The organism is Curtobacterium sp. AC273 (assembly GCF_979253735.1).
Genome location: NZ_CEEDDU010000009.1, coordinates 84624 through 99490, shown reverse-complemented (window position 1 = coordinate 99490; position 14867 = coordinate 84624). Strand labels below are relative to the sequence as shown.

Sequence of the window (14867 nt, the reverse complement as noted above, 5' to 3'; positions counted from 1 at the left end):
CACGCCGATCGCCACGTACACCGAGGCTCGGCGCGGGGACAGGATCCGGTCGTTCATCGTTCGCCCGGGCCGTCGGTCAGGCCGGAGCCGGAACGGACTCGGGGTGGAGGACCACCTTCGTCCAGCCGTCGTCGCGGGCGTCGAAGTGGGCGTACGCCTCCGGTGCCTGCTCGAGCGGGAGCTCGTGGCTGACGATCCAGGAGGGCGTCGCGCGTCCGCTCGCGATCAGGTCGCGGAGTGCCCGGTTGTACCGCTTGACGGGACACTGCCCGGTCCCCATCGTCTGGCCGCGGAACCAGAACTCGCCGAAGTCGAAGGCGACGGCTCCCTGCTTCGCCAGTTCGTCGGGGGAGCCGGGATCCTGCGGGACGTAGACACCGACGACGCCGATCGACCCGGTGAACCGGACGGACCGCACCAGTTGGTTCAGCGTCGAGTTCGGGCGTTCCCGTCCGTCGGGGTCGTGCGCCTGGTAGCCGACGCACTCGCACCCGTTGTCCGCCCCGAGGCCCATCGTCAGGTCGTTGACGGCCTGGACGGGATCGACCGCGGAGTCGTCGATCGGGATCGCTCCGATCTCCTCGACCTTCCGGAGTCGGTCGGGCTGCCGGTCGACGACCATGACCTTGCTCGCACCCTTGAGGATCGCGGAGTACGCGGCCATGCAGCCGACCGGACCAGCGCCGTAGACCACGGTCTGGTCGCCCGGGCCGACGTGGGCGAGTTCGGTCGCGTGGTAGCCGGTCGGGAAGATGTCGGCCAGCATCACGTAGTCCGTCTGCTTCTCCTCGGCGTCGTCACCCAGCCGGAGGCAGTTGAAGTCCGCCCACGGCACGCGGAGGAGTTCAGCCTGGCCGCCGGCCCAGGGACCCATGTCGGCGAAGCCGTACGCTGCGCCGGCGAGTGCCGCTTCGGGCTGCGCCGTGAGGCAGTAGTTCGTCAGCCCGCGTTCGCAGTTCTTGCAGTGGCCACACGCGACGTTGAACGGCAGGACGACCCAGTCGCCGACCTGCACCTTGTCCACGCCGTCGCCGACCTCGATCACCTGCCCGAGGTTCTCGTGGCCGAACCACCGTCCGGTCTCGAAGTCGGTCCGGCCCTCGTACATGTGCAGGTCCGAGCCGCAGATGTTCGTGGTGGTGATCCGGACCAGAGCGTCCGTCGGGCGCTCGATGCGGGCGTCGAGGACGTCCTTGACGCTGACCCTGCGCGGGCCGTCGTACACGACTGCTTTCATCGTCGTTCCTTCTCTCCTGTCGGGCAGCGCGGTCACGCGCCGGGCCGGAAGACGGCGCGGACGCACCCGTCCTCCTTCTTCTTGAACATGTCGTAGCCACGCGGGCCCTCCTCGAGCGGGAGGACGTGCGTCGCGAGGTGCTCGGTGCTGATCTCACCGGCGGCGATGCGGTCGAGGATCATCGGGATGTACCGGTGTCCGTGCTGTTGCGCACCGCGGACGGTCATCCCCTTGTTCATGATCGCGCCGAAGGGGAACTTGTCGACGAGGCCGCCGAACACCCCGAGGGAGAACAGACTGCCGCCCTTCCGGCACGCGTAGATCGCCTCACGGAGTGCGGCTGGGACGGTCGGACTAGCAGCCGGAGCTGTTGCTTGACCTGGTCGTACAGGTACTGCGGGCCGGTGCTGTGCGCCTCCATGCCGACGGCTTCGATGCACACGTCGGGTCCGCGGCCGCCCGTCCGCTCCTTGAGTTCCGCGGGCACGCTGTCCCGCGTGTAGTCGATCGTCTCCGCACCGATGTGTTCGCGGACCTGGCGGAGGCGCTCGGGCAGCCGGTCGATGACGACCACCTGTTCGGCGCCGAGCAGAATCGCGGCCCGCGCGGCCATCCTGACCGACACCGCCGGTACCCCAGACCGCCACGGTGTCGCCGGGGGTGATCCCGGCGAGGTCGGCGCCGGTCCAACCGGTCGGGGCCGCATCGGAGGCGAACAGGGCCGCGGTGTCGGAGACGCCGTCGGGGACCGGGAAGGCGCCCTGGTCGGCGTACGGCACGCGGACGTACTCGGCGTGGCTGCCGGCGAACCCGCCGAGTGCGTGGCTGTACGCGAAGCAGCCGCCGATGGGTGATCCCCACATCGCCTCGGTCAGGCCGGGGTTGGGGTTCCCGTTGTCGCAGAGCGAGAACTGGCCGTGGGTGCAGGTACCAGCACTTCCCGCAGGCGATGAAGGAACAGACGACGACCCGGTCGCCGACGCGGTGCTTCGTGACCGCTGACCCCGTCTCGACCACCTCGCCCATGAACTCGTGTCCGAGGACGTCCCCGGCACGCATCGTGGGGATGTACCCCGCCGAGGGGGGGGGGGGGGGGCAGGTGCAGATCGGACCCACAGGTCGTCGTGAGCCGGACCTTCAGGATCACGTCGTGGTCGTTGAGGATCTTCGGGTCGTCCACCGTCTCGACCGCGGTCTCGTTGACCCCGGTCCAACAGAGCGCCTTCACAGTGTGCCTCCTCGTTGCTGCGTGCGGATGCGAGGTCGACGAGCAGACCCGTCGGTGTCGCGGTCCTCCGGCCGTGGGGCACCGGGTCCACCCGGAGCACCTCACCGACCTCGATGCGTTGTTCGTTCGCGGAGTGCGGCGCGCAGCCGGCCCCGTCCGTCGTGTGCGCCCCCGTGTGCGCCGCTCTGCCCGTCGGGTCGGAACCGGGCGCGGAGCTCGGTCCCCTTGTCGCCGGGGGCGGGACGGACCTCGACCTCGAGGCCGTCGCCGAAGCCGGTGAGCGGTGGCGGGACGCGTCCACCGGGCATCACGTCGCCTGCGTCGCGGTACACCGTCACACTGAGCCATCCGGATCGCGGTGCCGATGGCTTGCCGGCACCGGAGGACGCCCCGGACCGTCGTCGTGCGACCACCACTGCGGCGATCGCGGAGGCCGCCACCGCGGCTCCGAACACCTTGGCCCTCATCGCGGACCTCCCCTCCGTGGGACCCGGACGGCGAGCCGGAACCGATCCGGTCGCCTGGGAACTGACGTCTTCATCGCGGCCTCCCTGAGTCGCATCGATGCTGATCGACGAGTCGAGGGTCGCGGCACGCGCACGGTCCGGACCCCGCGAGTTCAGGCTGCGACGGGCGGCGTCAGCGCGGGATCAGCCCTGTCCAGGACACGAGGCGCCCACGCGCGGTTCCGCGGACCGACGGTCACGACCGCGGTGAACGCCGTCGCGCGGACCGGACAAGAACCGTGCCGTGCCGTCACCAGGGGCGCTGGCGCATCCGCGATCCTTCGTCATCTGTTCGCCATCAGCCCCGGCCGGTGAGCGCATCGTCGGGTCGTCGCCGACTCGATCACCGCGGCTCGGCCCGGGTGGTCCATCCGGGAGAGGATTCTTCGGCGCGGTCCTCGCGATCGTGCTCGGCGAACCCGTGACCGTGCCGCTCGTCGTCGCCGGCGTCCTCATGGCGGTGGGCATCTGGCTCCTCCTCACCGAGCGACACGAGCACTACCCGGACAGTCACCACCGGCACACCCACTGAGTCGTTCCGCGGGCGGACCGCGGGAAGACCGCACCGCTGACGGACGGGAGGCGCGGTGCCGGCCCGCACCGCGCCTCCCGTCCGTCGCGTCAGCCGTCCAGATGCCCGGGGCCGTCCCGACGCGACCGCCCGGGCGTCAGGCCCGACGGCGCCGACGCACGACGAAGGCGGCCGCAGCAGCGGCGAGCAGCAGGACCACGACCACCCCCGAGCACCCAGGGAAGGGGCCCGAGGGGACGACCGAGGCGGACGAGACGGCTGCCGACGCGGTGGCCGAGGGCGCGACGGACGAGGAGGAGCGCCGCGGACGACGAACCGGCTGACAGGTGTGGCGGCCGGTGACGCCGGGGCGGCGGCCGTCACGGTGAAGGCGACCTGCCCGTCGATGGGGTGCCCGTCCGGCGAGACGTACCGCCAGAGCACGGTGTGCGGTCCGCAGTCAGTTCGACGGCCTTCGACATGGTGTCGCCGTCGACCGTGACCTCACCGGTGGACTCGTCGGTGCCGGCGGCGTCACGGACCTCGATCCGGAGTCCGGCGTCGAGGCCGGCGAGCGGTGCCTCGGTGAAGGTGAGTTCGACGCGCTCGAGCTCCGTGGAGACCGTCGACCCCTCGGCGGGGTCGCTCGCGGTGAGGGCGGCGTGCGCCGAAGCGGGGAGCCGCGAGGGACAGTGCGGGCAGCACACCGACGACGGCGACGAGCGCGGTGCCGAGCAGGGTGCGGGCCAGCCGCGGGAACCGGTGGTCCTGACGAGCGTCGTTCACCCCGGGAACTCTACGGTGCGGGCCGCTGAACATCGTCACAGACCGTCACCGCCTGCTGTGCAGCGAGCAACCCTAGGTTTCCCCCATGAGCGACGACCCCTTCGAGCCGCCGATCCCGACCGCGGCCGAGCAGCACGCGGCCGAGCACCACCCGGCCGATCAGCACCCGGCCGCCGAGCACGGCGGGCGCGGCCGCGCGCACACCGCGGTCCGCCACGGGCGCCAGCGCCGCAGCGGACTCCGGATGGTGTTCCCGGCGATCGGCGGCGTCCTCGCGATGGCCCTCGTCCTCACCGGTGGCTACGCCGCGTTGGTCGTACGCGCAGCTCGACGACAGTCTGACCAAGGTGCACGTGGCGCTGCCGCACGCATCGTCCTCGCCCGGGGCCGACGCCGACGGTGCGGCGCAGAACATCCTGCTCGTCGGTGACGACCACCGTCCGGCGGACGCCACCCCGCAGGAGCTCGCCGACCTCGGCACGCAGCTCGACGGCGGCGCGACGAACACCGACTCGATGATCGTCCTGCACATCCCCGCCGGGGGCGGCATGCGCGACGATGATCTCCTTCCCGCGCGACTCGTGGGTGCAGATCCCCGGGCACGGCACCTTCAAGCTCAACAGCGCGTTCTCGGACGGCGCTGCGAACGGCGGCGGGGACGCCGGCGGGATGCGCCTGCTCATCCAGACGATCGAGAACATGAGCGGCCTGACGATCGACCACTTCGTGCGGGTCTCGCTGCTCGGCTTCTACCAGCTCGTGAAGGCGCTCGGCCCGGTCGACGTCTGCCTCAACGAGGCGGTCCACGACACCAACTCGAACGTCGACCTGCCCGCGGGAAAGTCCACCCTCAACGCCTCGCAGGCGCTGTCGTTCGTCCGGCAGCGCGACGGCCTGCCGCGCGGCGACCTCGACCGCGAGGTCCGGCAGCAGTACTTCCTGTCGCAGGAGGCCCGCAAGGCGCTCTCCGCCGACACGCTCCTCAACCCGGTCAAGGTCTCGAACCTGCTGCACGGGGTGGGCGACTCGATCCAGATCGACGACGGCCTGAGCATCCCGAGCCTGGTGAACACGTTCCGGAGCATCGACCTGTCGGCCATCAGGTCCACGGCGATCCCGACCTCGGGCACGCCGACGATCGACGGCTACTCGACCGTGGCGGTCGACTTCGCCGCGATGCCGGCGTTCATCCAGAGCATCGTCGGCGCCCCGGCCGCGTACACCTCCGCACACGCGGCGTCCCCGGCGAGCGTCCGGGTCTCGGTGCAGAACGGCGGCTCGACCCCGGGCGGTGCGACGGCGGCGTCGTCGGCGCTGACCGCGAAGGGCTTCGTCGTCGGCGCTCCCTCGGACACCACGACGACGAGCGCGACCGTGATCCAGTACCCGAAGGGCCAGGAGGCCCAGGCGAAGGCCGTCGCCGCGGTGGTCCCGGGTGCGACCGCGGTGCTGTCCACCACGGTGTCCGGCGTGACGCTCGTGCTCGGCACCGACGGGCACACCGTCGCGACCACCGCCCCGAGCGGGACCGGGACGGGAGCTGCGACGGGTACCGGGACCGGCGCCACCACCACGAACCCGAAGCCGGCCGCGCCGTCGAAGCCCGCGCCGGCGTCGCCCTCCGCCAAGCCGGTCGGCAACGCCTACGGCGACCAGGGGACCTGCATCAACTAGGCCCGACCCGGGCTGGGTTCATCCCGGTCCCCCGCAGCGACCGCACCATGCTGCGCAGGGCCCGGAGTGCCGCCGTCTGCTCGTCCTGGTCCATCCCGTGCAGCATCCGGACCTCGACCGACCGGACGGCGGCGGACGCCTGCTCGAGCTGCCGTCGACCCGCCGCGGTCAGCCGGGTCGGCAGGACCTTCCCCACCGGCGCCTCGGACGGACGCGTCACGAGGCCGTCGCGTTCGAGCGCCTGCAGCAGCACGTTCATCGACTGCCGCGTCACGAAGGCGCCGCGGGCGAGCTCCGAGTTCGACAGCCCGGGTCGCTGTGCGAGCAGTTCGAGGCACGAGTAGTGCGTCATGGTCATGCCGAGTGGGCGCAGCACCGACTCCATGGCGCTGCGGAGCGCGCTGGCGGCCTCCTTGAGCAGGTAGCCCAGGGACGTGTCGAGGTCGATCCCGTCACCGTGTTGACTCATGTCAGTAGTCTGACATAGATTGCTCCGTGTCAGAAGACTGACACATCGACAAGGAGCACCGCATGCCCGTCACCGGACCCGACTTCATCTCCCTCCAGACCCGCGACCTCGACGCGTCGCAGGCCTTCTACGAGCAGTACCTGGGGCTCGTCCGGTCGCCGGCCGGTCCGCCCCACGCGGTCGTCTTCACGACCACCCCGATCGCGTTCGCCCTGCGGGACGTCGTCCCCGGTACCGACCTCGACGCCGCTCCTCAGCCCGGGATCGGTGCGGCGCTCTGGCTGCACGCCACCGACGTCCAGGCCATCCACGACGCCCTCGTCGCGGACGGCCACACGATCGTGTCCGCACCGATCGACGGCCCCTTCGGCCGGACCTTCACCTTCGCCGACCCCGACGGCTACCACGTCACGCTGCACGACCGCGCCTGACGACACGACCGCCCGTCACGACGCGACCACGGCCAGGAGGCGCGGTGTGCGCCCGACCCGCACCGCGCCTCCAGGCCGTGGTCCGTTCCACCGACCGTCACCGGTCGTCCCGACCGGTAGCGTGATCGAGGGCGGCACCGGAGCAGCCCGGAGGGCGGTCACCGATGACGGCACGGACGTTCGTCGACGAGCACGCAGAGCGACTGCGGGCGCTCGTCGACCAGGTGGTCCCCGCCGACGCGTACCCGTCGGCCTCGCAGGCCGGCGCACTCGACTTCCTGGCGACGGTCCTCCGGGACCGGCCCGACTGGACGGACGGGCTCCGCGCGGTCGTCGAGCACGACCTCGCCGAGGACGACCCGGACCGCGTCTGGTTCGCCGAACTCGTGTCGGCGGGGTACTACGCCGACGCCGCGAACGGCGGCAACGCGGGCGAGCGCTCCTGGGCGATGGTCGGCTGGCGACCCGACCCGCCGACCGGGTGGAGCGTCCCAGTGCCCGTCGCCACCGCCTCGCCGACCGTGGTGCACCCGAAGGCGCTCGCAGCCCGGTACGACGCGGTCGTGATCGGATCCGGCGCAGGCGGGGGCGTCGCCGCGTGCGGCCTGGCCGAGTCCGGTCGTCGCGTGCTCGTGGTCGAGGCCGGGCCCTGGCCGGGGACCGCGGAACTCAGCCGCGACCACCTCCGGAACCCCCGGTCGAACTGGGGTGTGGCCCCGCTGACCGGACCCGCCGACGCCGGGAACCCGCGCACGGTGTCGGACGGGCGCGAGCGCCTGCTGCTCCGCCCGTCGTCGCCCGGATGGCACGGCAACGCGGGCACGGCCGGCGGTGGGACCCGGGTCTACGGCGCGCAAGCGGTGGCGATTCGGCCCGCGCGACTTCGCGATGGCGTCGACGTACGGGGTGCCGGACGGCAGCAGCCTGGCGGACTGGCCGTTCGGGTACGACGAGCTCGAGCCCTGGTACGAGCGGGCCGAGTGGCAGGTGGGTGTCAGCGGCGGCGACACGGACGGGCCGTGGGCAGGTGACCGGGCACGCGTGTTCCCGATGCCGCCCCTGCCGTCCGGGCCTGCGCGCGAACGGCTCGCCCGTGCCGCCGAGGCGCTCGGGATCTCGACCGTGCACGTGCCGTTGCTCATCAACTCGACGCCGTACCTCGGTCGCCGGGCGTGCGAGCAGTGCGGCATGTGCGTCGGGTTCGCCTGCCCGGTCGACGCGAAGAACGGCAGCCAGAACACGATGCTGACCCGGGCGTTCGCGACGGGCAACGCCGCGATCCTGCTGGACAGTCGGGTCGCCCGACTCCGCACCGACCACACCGGTCGGGTCGTCGGCGTGACGATCGTCGGCACCGTCGACGGCCGGGACTGGCGCCGCCGACGTCGACGTCGGCGAGGTCGTCGTCGCCGCGGGCGCCGTGGAGTCCGCGCGCCTGCTGCTCAACAGCCGCAGCGACCGCGAGCCGGACGGCATCGGGAACGGCACCGACCAGGTCGGTCGGCACCTGCAAGGGCACGTGTACGGCGGCGCGATGGGCGTCTTCGACGACGTGGTGGACGACGGTCTCGGGCCGGGGCCGTCCATCGCGACGACCGACTTCCGGCACGGCGTGGACGGGCAGGTCGGCGGCGGGATCCTGGCGAACGAGTTCATCGCGACCCCGGCGAACACCTACCAGTACCTCGTCGGCACCGGACTGATCCCCCGTGCGGGTCTCGGCAGCAAGCACGCGATGCAGGACCTCGCCCGCCGGAGCATGCGGATCATGGGGCCGGTCCAGGAGGTCACGACGGCCGACGCCCGTGTCCGCGTCGACCCGTCCGTCACCGACCGGTACGGCACCCCGGTGGCGTGGTTCAGCGGCGGCGTCCACCCCGAGGACGTCCGGGCCCGCGACCACACCAGCGCTCGGAGCGGGGACTGGCTGCGGGCTGCCGGAGCGACCCGGGTCGCCGAGCTGCACGGTCCGGTCGTCGGCGCGAGCGGTGGCCAGCACCAAGCCGGCACGCTCCGGACGGGCGCGGACCCGGCGACCTCGGTGGTCGACCCGTACGGCCGCGTCTGGGGACACGACAACCTGCGCGTCGCGGACGGGTCGGTGCACGTCACGAACGGGGGCGTGAACCCGGTGCTGACGATCTTCGCCACGGCCATGCGGACGATCGACGCGATGGTCACCGGCCGTGCCTGAGCCCGGCGAGTCGGGCTAGCCTTCCGTCATGAGCAACGATGCCACCAACGAGCCCTGGCGCACGATCGTCGGCCGACCACGTGTCTGGCAGGGCGTCGGTTCGACCCTCCTCGGCGTGGTCTGGCTCGTGCTCGCCGCGCTCGGCACGGAGCCCTGGCGCTGGATCGTCGGGAGCCTGTGGCTCCTCATCGGCGTGCTCCTCCTCGTGGTGGCCGTCTCCGACCGGCGCCACGGCCGCGAGCGCTACGCCGCGACCCCGCTCGTCGTCCGTGCCCCGGAGCGCCCCGCCGACGTGACCGGTTCCTCGCGGCCGTAACCGCGCCACCGCGACGTCGTCGCGGCGGTCCAGGGGACCCGCGACCGACGGAACCCGGTGCAGTCTTCGGCGATCCCTCCCGACCAGGTGCTTCGTGCGCTACCGTCCGACCATGATCGTGTGGCTGAACGGCACCCACGGCGTCGGGAAGACGACGACCAGCAGGCTCCTGCAACCCCTCCTGCCCGACGCCCGCCTGCTCGACCCGGAGAAGGTCGGCGAGACGCTGATGGACGTCCGGCCCACGCTCCGCGCGACCGACGACTTCCAGCACTGGGACCCGTGGCGGCCGCTCGTCGTCGAGACCGCCCGGCAGGTCCCCTGCAGTACGTCGGCGGCATCCTCGTGATGCCGCAGACCGTCCTCGTCGAGCGCTACTGGCGCGAGATCGCTGGCGGACTCGCCGAGCACGGGATCCCGGTCCGGCACTTCGTGCTGCACACCGACCAGGCCACGCTGCGGCACCGCATCGAGCACGACGCCGACCTCGGACCGTCGACGTTCCGCTTCAGCCGGGTGGAACCGTACGCCGAGGCCGCCCGCACCTGGCTGCACGCCGACGCCGAGGTCGTCGACACCACGCACACCTCCGCCGAGCAGGCCGCGCACCAGATCGCCGAGTCGGTCCTGCAGTCCGCTCCCCGCAGGCGGGGCTGACCGTGACCGGCATGCTCCAGCGCACCCAGTGGACCGTCACCGCCGCCGAACCGTCGGCGGCCTGGACAACTCGTCACGCGGCTCCCCGACGTCCGCGACGCCACCGTCGAGCCCGGCCCCGCCGACCTCGGGTTCGAGGCCCGGCGCCGGGGCACGAACCTGCTGTCGCTCGTGTCGCTGTCCTGCGGCGGCGGCGGTGTCCGCCGACATCGAGGCGAAGGCGGCGATGACCGTCTTCTGGATGAAGGGCGGCGACGGACGGGTCGACGGCGACCCGGTGCAGACCGGCCGTCCGGTCCTGTTCCGGCACGACCCGCAGACCGCGCGGTGGCAGGACTTCCAGCTCGACCTCATCCGCATCGACCGCACGGTGGTGGAGCAGGTCGCCGCCGAACGCGGCGCCTGGCACCCCGGCCCGCTCGAGTTCCGTCCGCGGCACATCCCGGAGGGCCTGCGCTCGCCGCCTGGTGGCTGATGGTCCGGGCGGTCGCGTCCGAGGTCCTGCGCGGCCCCGCCGAGGTCGACGCGGCGCGGGAGCGGGAGCTGACCCGGTTCGCGGCGAGTGGCCTGCTCACCGCGATCCCGCACTGGCCGGTCGGGCAGCACGAGCCCCGCACGGCCGCAGCCGCACGGTTCGCCCGCGCCGAGGGCTTCCTGCTCGACCACGCCACCGAGCAGATCACCGTCGACGACGTGGCCGAGGCGGCGGGGCTCAGCGTCCGCGGGCTGCAGGAGGCGTTCCGCCGGCACCACGGCATCACGCCGACGACGTACCTCCGGCGCATCCGGCTCCTGCTCGCCCGGGAGCAGCTCGAGTCCGGCGACGGTCGGGGCATCGGCGAGATCGCGCGGGCCTCGGGCTTCGCGCACCTCGGCCGGTTCGCGGGCAGCTACCGCGACGAGTTCGGGGTGCTGCCGCGGGAGACGTGGCAGGCGGCGCGGCGGCGCTGAGGCCCGGGTCAGGCGGCCTGCCGTCCCGCCGGTCCGCGGAGCGCCGGGCAGTGCTCGGGGGTGGGGTGCTCGCTGATCCGGATGACCTCGTCGAGTCGGTCGCGCGCGGCCTCGAGCTCCGCCAGCTGCGCGGTGATCCGGTCGCGTCCGGCGACGAGCAGCGCGAGGGACTCCGGCGTCGCGACCCCGGCGTCGACGCACGGCAGCAGCTGCACGATGGTGCGGCTCGGCAGCCCGGCGCCGAACAGCTGCTGGACCAGTCGGACCCGCTCGGCGGCCGCCGGACCGTAGGTGCGCTGTCCGCTCGGAGTGCGGTCGGCGGTGAGCAACCCCTGCTCCTCGTAGTACCGCAGGGAGCGGACGCTCACCCCGGTGTCGGCCGCGAGGTCACCGATGCGCATGCGTGCTCCGATCCGGGCTTGCCCCTGACATGGACGTGAGGTCTTAGCGTAACCGAGCTGGAGCGGGAGACGCCCGCGCGGCAGGAGGAACACACCATGGAGATCGCTGGATCGGTCGCACTCGTCACGGGTTCGAACCGCGGCATCGGACGCCGCTTCGCACTGCAGCTGCTCGAGCGGGGTGCGGCCAAGGTCTACGCCACCGCGCGGCGCCCCGAGCTCGTCGACGTCCCCGGCGTCGAGGTGCTGCCGCTCGACATCACCGACGAGGCCTCGGTCGCCGCGGCGGCCGCCGCCGCGACGGACGTCACCCTGCTCGTCAACAACGCCGGCATCGCCACCCAGGGCTCGCTCGTCTCCGGTGACCTGACGGACGCCCGCCGCGAGATGGACACGCACTTCTGGGGCACCCTCGCGATGGTCCGGGCCTTCGCGCCGGTGATCGAGGGCAACGGCGGCGGCGGGATCGTGAACGTGCTGTCCGCCCTGTCGTGGTTCGCGCACCCGGGCTCCGGCGGGTACGCGTCGGCCAAGGCCGCGGAGTGGAACATGACGAACAGCGTGCGGCTCGAGCTGGCCGGCAGGGGCATCAGCGTGCAGGGTCTCCACCTCGGCGCCGCCGACACCGACATCATGGCCGGCTACGAGGGGCCGATGATCGACCCCGCCGAGGTCGCCCGGGCATCGCTCGACGGTGTCGAGCGGGACGCCGCCGAGGTCGTCGTCGACGACTGGAGCGCGCTCGTCAAGGCGTCGCTCGCGCACGCGCCCGAGGGGTTCTACGCGCAGTTCGCCTGACGGACGGGAGGCGCGGTGCCAGCCGGCACCGCGCCTCCAGGCCCGTGGGTCCCGCGTTCAGGACCGGTCGGACCCCGTCTGCTGGTCGGACCCCGTCGACTCGTCGTCGGCGGTCTCCTGCCGTGCCGGCGGGTCGAGCCGCTCGTCGATGCCCGCATCCGGCGAGACCGCCTCGGGGTGGACCGGGAACGCGTCGGGCGACGTCGAGACCAGTGGACGTCGGCCCACACGCCCGCGCAACCGGTTCTTCACCGCGTCCCAGGGGCGACCAGCCGTGCGCTCCGTCGGGGCGTCCACCTCGAGTCCGTAGTACGCGCCGACGTGCTCGAGCAGGACCTCGCGTTCGGCCTTGTCGTACGCCCGTCGCTCGCGGGTGAACGCGATCACCGTCGACCAACACGTCATGAGCAGCACGATGCTGAACGGCAGCGCCGTCGTGATGGCCGCCGTCTTCAACGCGTTCAGCCCACCGGTGAGGAGCAGTGCCACCGCCAGGAGCGCGGCCACCACGGCGAAGAACACCCGCAGCCAGTTCTTCGGTTCGATGTCCCCGCCGGACGCGATCATCGCCATCACGAGCGATCCCGAGTCGGACGAGGTCACGAAGAAGACGCCGATGAGCAGGATCGCGCCGAACGTCAGGACCGTCCCGGCCGGCAGGTCGCGGAGCAGGGTGAAGAGCGCGCTCTCGACGTCGACCGAGCCGTCCGAGCCGACGAGGCCCCCGGCACCGTCGATCTGCTCGTGGATCGCCGCGCCACCGAGCACCGCGAACCAGAGGAAGGTGAGCGCCGTCGGCACGAGGAGCACACCGAAGACGAACTCACGGACCGTGCGGCCCTTCGAGATGCGGGCGATGAAGATGCCGACGAACGGCGCCCACGACATCCACCAACCCCAGTAGAACGTCGTCCACGCGCCCTGCCAGGCCTCGCCCGCAGCACCCTGCTGGGCGCTGACGTTGAAGGACAGCCCGACGACGTTCTGCAGGTACGCGCCGATCGACTGGACGAAGTCCCGCAGCAGGTACTGGGTGGGGCCGACGATCAGGATGAAGAGCAGCAGCGCGGCGGCGAGCAGCAGGTTGAAGTTCGACAGCAGCTTCATGCCCTTGGTCACACCCGTGACGAGCGAGACGATCGTCAGCGCCGTGATCACCGCGATGATGGCGATCTGGCTGACCAGGAGCTCTCCGCGATGCCCGCGCTCTCGAGGCCGGCGCCGATCTGGATGACACCGAGGCCGAGCGAGGTGGCGACACCGAAGAGCGTCCCGACCAGGGCGATCACGTCGATGAGGTTGCCCCAGCCGCCACGGACGCGGTTGCCGAGGAGCGGTTCCAGCGCCCAGCGGATCGACACCGGGCCGGCCGCGCCGGTGGATCGCGTACGCCAGCGCCATGCCGAGCACGACGTAGATCGCCCACGCGTGCAGCCCCCAGTGCAGGAAGGTCTGCACCATCGCCTGCTGCGCGAGCTCGTTCTCCGTGCCCGTGACGCCGGGGCGGGGGGGAGGCGAAGTGGCTGAGGGGCTCGGAGACGCCGTAGAAGACGAGGCCGATGCCCATGCCGGCGGCGAAGAGCAGGGCGAACCACGACCCGGTGGTGAACTCCGGCTCGTCACGGTCCTTGCCGAGCTTGATGTCGCCGAACTTGCTGAAGCCCACGAAGAGCGAGAACCCGACGAAGAACGCCACGATCAGGACGTAGTACCAGCTGAAGTTGCGGACGATGCCGCTCTGCAGTGCGTTGAAGACCCCCTCGGCCGAGGAGGGGGCGATCAGCGTCCACGCGACGAACCCGAGGACGATGACGGCAGCGGGCCAGAAGACCCACCGCCGCACCTCCGACTTCTTGGTCGCGGGATCGCCGAGTGCGGGGCCGGGTGTCGCCCGGCCGGGTACAGGTGGTCTCGTCGTTGCCATGCACCCATGGTGCCCGTCATCCGCGCTGAGGGGACAACGCGATCCGGGACCCGCAAGTCAGGCCAGGAACGCCTCGATCTGTTCGACCACCAGGTCCGGTCGGGTGATGAAGGGGTGGTGCCCGGCCGGCAGGTCCACGGACCGGGCCGCCCGATCGGCGTGGCGTCGTTGCAGCGCGACGGTGGTCGACCGGTCGTCGACGCAGACGATCGCGGTCGAGTCGACCCCGGACCAGCCGGCGGCACTCGTCGGCGTCCCGAACGCCCCGGAGGTCCTGGGCGGTGGTCCGCTCTCCACGCCGCCCGCTGCGTCGCCGCGTCGGCGTCCTGCAGGAACCGGGCGCCGAACGACTCGACGTCGTACCCGTCGAGCACGATCCGGCCCGCGTCGTCCGGGCGGATCGGGACCGGGTCGGGCTCGGTGGACATGATCGAGCCCTGCGTCGACCTCGACGTCGGGCAGGTACGACGACACGAACAGCAGGTGCTCGACGGCGGGGTGTTCGCCCGCCTCGGCGATCACCGTGCCGCCGTAGGAGTGGCCGACCACGATGGCGGAACCGCCGGCGTCGGCGATCTCGTCGAGTGCTCGGCGGAGCGCCGCAGCGTCGTCCGCCAGGTCCCCGCCCGCTCCGCCGGTGCCTGTTCCGCCGCCGACGTCCGCCTCGCCGCAGGACGGCAGGGCGACGGCTCGGCTCTCGATGCCGGTGCGCTCCCGGAGCAGGTCGGCGGTCGGCGACCACCACCAGGTGCCGTCGCGGACGAGGGCACCGTGGACGAAGAGG

22 protein-coding genes and 4 pseudogenes are annotated in these 14867 nt (G+C 72.2%); 15 read left to right on the top strand and 11 right to left on the bottom strand.

Annotated features, from left to right (window positions below):
* Positions 1 to 76 precede the first annotated feature (76 nt).
* The 3 genes from ACZ8AI_RS15415 to ACZ8AI_RS15405 are packed head-to-tail and all read right to left on the bottom strand — an operon-like array spanning position 77 to position 1850.
* Positions 77 to 1237 carry a glutathione-independent formaldehyde dehydrogenase gene (locus ACZ8AI_RS15415; RefSeq protein ID WP_464858921.1) on the bottom strand — a complete coding sequence of 387 codons (1161 nt, stop codon included), beginning with the start codon at positions 1235 to 1237 and terminating at the stop codon, positions 77 to 79.
* Positions 1238 to 1269: 32 nt separating this feature from the next.
* Positions 1270 to 1464 carry a hypothetical protein gene (locus ACZ8AI_RS15410; protein WP_464858920.1) on the bottom strand — a complete coding sequence of 65 codons (195 nt, stop codon included), beginning with the start codon at positions 1462 to 1464 and terminating at the stop codon, positions 1270 to 1272.
* A gap of 8 nt (positions 1465 to 1472) precedes the next feature.
* Positions 1473 to 1850: a zinc-binding dehydrogenase gene (locus tag ACZ8AI_RS15405; protein WP_464858919.1), complete on the bottom strand. Its 378-nt coding sequence runs from the start codon at positions 1848 to 1850 to the stop codon at positions 1473 to 1475.
* A 113-nt stretch (positions 1851 to 1963) separates the two neighbouring features.
* Here ACZ8AI_RS15405 and ACZ8AI_RS15400 point away from each other — a divergent pair, with 113 nt between their 5' ends.
* Complete coding sequence (locus tag ACZ8AI_RS15400; RefSeq protein WP_464858918.1) at positions 1964 to 2239, top strand: hypothetical protein; 276 nt, start codon at positions 1964 to 1966, stop codon at positions 2237 to 2239.
* Between the two features lie 327 nt (positions 2240 to 2566).
* Here ACZ8AI_RS15400 and ACZ8AI_RS15395 read toward each other — a convergent pair whose 3' ends face one another.
* Positions 2567 to 2932 (bottom strand): hypothetical protein, encoded by a 366-nt coding sequence (locus ACZ8AI_RS15395; RefSeq protein ID WP_464858917.1) that lies wholly within the window; start codon positions 2930 to 2932, stop codon positions 2567 to 2569.
* 445 nt (positions 2933 to 3377) lie between these two features.
* On the opposite strand from ACZ8AI_RS15395, the gene ACZ8AI_RS15390 reads away from it, so the two are divergent.
* Together ACZ8AI_RS15390 and ACZ8AI_RS15385 are read left to right on the top strand one after the other, a co-directional pair.
* Entirely contained in the window at positions 3378 to 3503 is a 126-nt protein-coding gene (locus tag ACZ8AI_RS15390) for a hypothetical protein (protein ID WP_464859271.1), read from the top strand.
* 101 nt (positions 3504 to 3604) lie between these two features.
* Positions 3605 to 3826, top strand: a complete 222-nt coding sequence (locus ACZ8AI_RS15385; RefSeq protein WP_464859270.1) for a hypothetical protein — start codon at positions 3605 to 3607, stop codon at positions 3824 to 3826.
* A 97-nt stretch (positions 3827 to 3923) separates the two neighbouring features.
* Here the strand turns inward: ACZ8AI_RS15385 and ACZ8AI_RS15380 are convergent.
* Positions 3924 to 4189, bottom strand: a pseudogene (locus ACZ8AI_RS15380) (copper resistance CopC family protein); the annotation flags it as partial.
* A 164-nt stretch (positions 4190 to 4353) separates the two neighbouring features.
* Here ACZ8AI_RS15380 and ACZ8AI_RS15375 point away from each other — a divergent pair.
* Both ACZ8AI_RS15375 and ACZ8AI_RS15370 read left to right on the top strand, forming a co-directional pair.
* Positions 4354 to 4698 (top strand): hypothetical protein, encoded by a 345-nt coding sequence (locus ACZ8AI_RS15375; RefSeq protein ID WP_464858916.1) that lies wholly within the window; start codon positions 4354 to 4356, stop codon positions 4696 to 4698.
* A 128-nt stretch (positions 4699 to 4826) separates the two neighbouring features.
* Complete coding sequence (locus ACZ8AI_RS15370) at positions 4827 to 5942, top strand: LCP family protein (protein WP_464858915.1); 1116 nt, start codon at positions 4827 to 4829, stop codon at positions 5940 to 5942.
* Here the strand turns inward: ACZ8AI_RS15370 and ACZ8AI_RS15365 are convergent.
* Positions 5935 to 6411: a MarR family winged helix-turn-helix transcriptional regulator gene (locus ACZ8AI_RS15365; RefSeq protein WP_464858914.1), complete on the bottom strand. Its 477-nt coding sequence runs from the start codon at positions 6409 to 6411 to the stop codon at positions 5935 to 5937. The genes ACZ8AI_RS15370 and ACZ8AI_RS15365 overlap by 8 nt on opposite strands.
* Positions 6412 to 6473: 62 nt before the next feature.
* Between ACZ8AI_RS15365 and ACZ8AI_RS15360 the strand changes: the two genes are divergently transcribed.
* The 9 genes and pseudogenes from ACZ8AI_RS15360 (at position 6474) to ACZ8AI_RS15320 (ending at position 10960) form a co-directional block, all read left to right on the top strand.
* The gene (locus ACZ8AI_RS15360; protein WP_464858913.1) at positions 6474 to 6842 is read left to right on the top strand and encodes a VOC family protein; all 369 of its coding nucleotides are present in this window, start codon (positions 6474 to 6476) and stop codon (positions 6840 to 6842) included.
* A 164-nt stretch (positions 6843 to 7006) separates the two neighbouring features.
* On the top strand, positions 7007 to 7873 hold the full coding sequence (locus tag ACZ8AI_RS15355) for an NAD(P)-binding protein (protein WP_464858912.1): 867 nt from the start codon (positions 7007 to 7009) through the stop codon (positions 7871 to 7873).
* Positions 7830 to 8141 (top strand): annotated as a pseudogene (locus ACZ8AI_RS15350) (GMC oxidoreductase); the annotation flags it as partial. The gene ACZ8AI_RS15355 and the pseudogene ACZ8AI_RS15350, both read left to right, overlap by 44 nt.
* 121 nt (positions 8142 to 8262) lie before the next feature.
* Positions 8263 to 9036 (top strand): GMC oxidoreductase, encoded by a 774-nt coding sequence (locus tag ACZ8AI_RS15345; protein WP_464858911.1) that lies wholly within the window; start codon positions 8263 to 8265, stop codon positions 9034 to 9036.
* A 28-nt stretch (positions 9037 to 9064) separates the two neighbouring features.
* Positions 9065 to 9352: a hypothetical protein gene (locus ACZ8AI_RS15340; RefSeq protein WP_464858910.1), complete on the top strand. Its 288-nt coding sequence runs from the start codon at positions 9065 to 9067 to the stop codon at positions 9350 to 9352.
* Between the two features lie 112 nt (positions 9353 to 9464).
* Positions 9465 to 9701 (top strand): hypothetical protein, encoded by a 237-nt coding sequence (locus tag ACZ8AI_RS15335; RefSeq protein WP_464858909.1) that lies wholly within the window; start codon positions 9465 to 9467, stop codon positions 9699 to 9701.
* Entirely contained in the window at positions 9701 to 10009 is a 309-nt protein-coding gene (locus ACZ8AI_RS15330; RefSeq protein ID WP_464858908.1) for a hypothetical protein, read from the top strand. Before ACZ8AI_RS15335 ends, ACZ8AI_RS15330 begins: the two co-directional genes overlap by 1 nt.
* 196 nt (positions 10010 to 10205) lie before the next feature.
* A complete protein-coding gene (locus tag ACZ8AI_RS15325) occupies positions 10206 to 10484 on the top strand; it encodes a hypothetical protein (RefSeq protein ID WP_464858907.1) in 279 nt (92 codons plus the stop codon).
* On the top strand, positions 10484 to 10960 hold the full coding sequence (locus ACZ8AI_RS15320) for a helix-turn-helix transcriptional regulator (RefSeq protein ID WP_464858906.1): 477 nt from the start codon (positions 10484 to 10486) through the stop codon (positions 10958 to 10960). The genes ACZ8AI_RS15325 and ACZ8AI_RS15320 overlap by 1 nt, the downstream gene beginning before the upstream one ends.
* Positions 10961 to 10968: 8 nt before the next feature.
* Here the strand turns inward: ACZ8AI_RS15320 and ACZ8AI_RS15315 are convergent, their stop codons facing one another.
* Positions 10969 to 11361 (bottom strand): MerR family transcriptional regulator, encoded by a 393-nt coding sequence (locus tag ACZ8AI_RS15315; RefSeq protein WP_464858905.1) that lies wholly within the window; start codon positions 11359 to 11361, stop codon positions 10969 to 10971.
* Positions 11362 to 11457: 96 nt separating this feature from the next.
* Here ACZ8AI_RS15315 and ACZ8AI_RS15310 point away from each other — a divergent pair, with 96 nt between their 5' ends.
* Positions 11458 to 12159 (top strand): SDR family oxidoreductase, encoded by a 702-nt coding sequence (locus ACZ8AI_RS15310; protein WP_464858904.1) that lies wholly within the window; start codon positions 11458 to 11460, stop codon positions 12157 to 12159.
* Between the two features lie 57 nt (positions 12160 to 12216).
* Here the strand turns inward: ACZ8AI_RS15310 and ACZ8AI_RS15305 are convergent, their stop codons facing one another.
* The 4 genes and pseudogenes from ACZ8AI_RS15305 to ACZ8AI_RS15290 all read right to left on the bottom strand — a co-directional run.
* The gene (locus tag ACZ8AI_RS15305) at positions 12217 to 13317 is read right to left on the bottom strand and encodes a BCCT family transporter (protein ID WP_464859230.1); all 1101 of its coding nucleotides are present in this window, start codon (positions 13315 to 13317) and stop codon (positions 12217 to 12219) included.
* Positions 13314 to 13520: a BCCT family transporter gene (locus ACZ8AI_RS15300; RefSeq protein WP_464859229.1), complete on the bottom strand. Its 207-nt coding sequence runs from the start codon at positions 13518 to 13520 to the stop codon at positions 13314 to 13316. Before ACZ8AI_RS15300 ends, ACZ8AI_RS15305 begins: the two co-directional genes overlap by 4 nt.
* Before the next feature lie 64 nt (positions 13521 to 13584).
* Positions 13585 to 14083, bottom strand: a pseudogene (locus ACZ8AI_RS15295) (BCCT family transporter); the annotation flags it as partial.
* Positions 14084 to 14140: 57 nt separating this feature from the next.
* Positions 14141 to 14857: pseudogene (locus ACZ8AI_RS15290) on the bottom strand (alpha/beta hydrolase); the annotation flags it as partial.
* Between the last annotated feature and the right edge of the window lie 10 nt (positions 14858 to 14867).

What these genes read in the sequence shown, in the direction of transcription:
- ACZ8AI_RS15415 (WP_464858921.1), bottom strand. Translation starts at nt 1,237, where the DNA reads ATGAAAGCAGTCGTGTACGACGGCCCGCGCAGGGTCAGCGTCAAGGAC.
- ACZ8AI_RS15410 (WP_464858920.1), bottom strand. Translation starts at nt 1,464, where the DNA reads ATGACCGTCCGCGGTGCGCAACAGCACGGACACCGGTACATCCCGATG.
- ACZ8AI_RS15405 (WP_464858919.1), bottom strand. Translation starts at nt 1,850, where the DNA reads ATGGCCGCGCGGGCCGCGATTCTGCTCGGCGCCGAACAGGTGGTCGTC.
- ACZ8AI_RS15395 (WP_464858917.1), bottom strand. Translation starts at nt 2,932, where the DNA reads ATGAGGGCCAAGGTGTTCGGAGCCGCGGTGGCGGCCTCCGCGATCGCC.
- ACZ8AI_RS15385 (WP_464859270.1), top strand. Translation starts at nt 3,605, where the DNA reads ATGCCCGGGGCCGTCCCGACGCGACCGCCCGGGCGTCAGGCCCGACGG.
- ACZ8AI_RS15375 (WP_464858916.1), top strand. Translation starts at nt 4,354, where the DNA reads ATGAGCGACGACCCCTTCGAGCCGCCGATCCCGACCGCGGCCGAGCAG.
- ACZ8AI_RS15370 (WP_464858915.1), top strand. Translation starts at nt 4,827, where the DNA reads ATGATCTCCTTCCCGCGCGACTCGTGGGTGCAGATCCCCGGGCACGGC.
- ACZ8AI_RS15365 (WP_464858914.1), bottom strand. Translation starts at nt 6,411, where the DNA reads ATGAGTCAACACGGTGACGGGATCGACCTCGACACGTCCCTGGGCTAC.
- ACZ8AI_RS15360 (WP_464858913.1), top strand. Translation starts at nt 6,474, where the DNA reads ATGCCCGTCACCGGACCCGACTTCATCTCCCTCCAGACCCGCGACCTC.
- ACZ8AI_RS15355 (WP_464858912.1), top strand. Translation starts at nt 7,007, where the DNA reads ATGACGGCACGGACGTTCGTCGACGAGCACGCAGAGCGACTGCGGGCG.
- ACZ8AI_RS15340 (WP_464858910.1), top strand. Translation starts at nt 9,065, where the DNA reads ATGAGCAACGATGCCACCAACGAGCCCTGGCGCACGATCGTCGGCCGA.
- ACZ8AI_RS15335 (WP_464858909.1), top strand. Translation starts at nt 9,465, where the DNA reads ATGATCGTGTGGCTGAACGGCACCCACGGCGTCGGGAAGACGACGACC.
- ACZ8AI_RS15330 (WP_464858908.1), top strand. Translation starts at nt 9,701, where the DNA reads ATGCCGCAGACCGTCCTCGTCGAGCGCTACTGGCGCGAGATCGCTGGC.
- ACZ8AI_RS15320 (WP_464858906.1), top strand. Translation starts at nt 10,484, where the DNA reads ATGGTCCGGGCGGTCGCGTCCGAGGTCCTGCGCGGCCCCGCCGAGGTC.
- ACZ8AI_RS15315 (WP_464858905.1), bottom strand. Translation starts at nt 11,361, where the DNA reads ATGCGCATCGGTGACCTCGCGGCCGACACCGGGGTGAGCGTCCGCTCC.
- ACZ8AI_RS15310 (WP_464858904.1), top strand. Translation starts at nt 11,458, where the DNA reads ATGGAGATCGCTGGATCGGTCGCACTCGTCACGGGTTCGAACCGCGGC.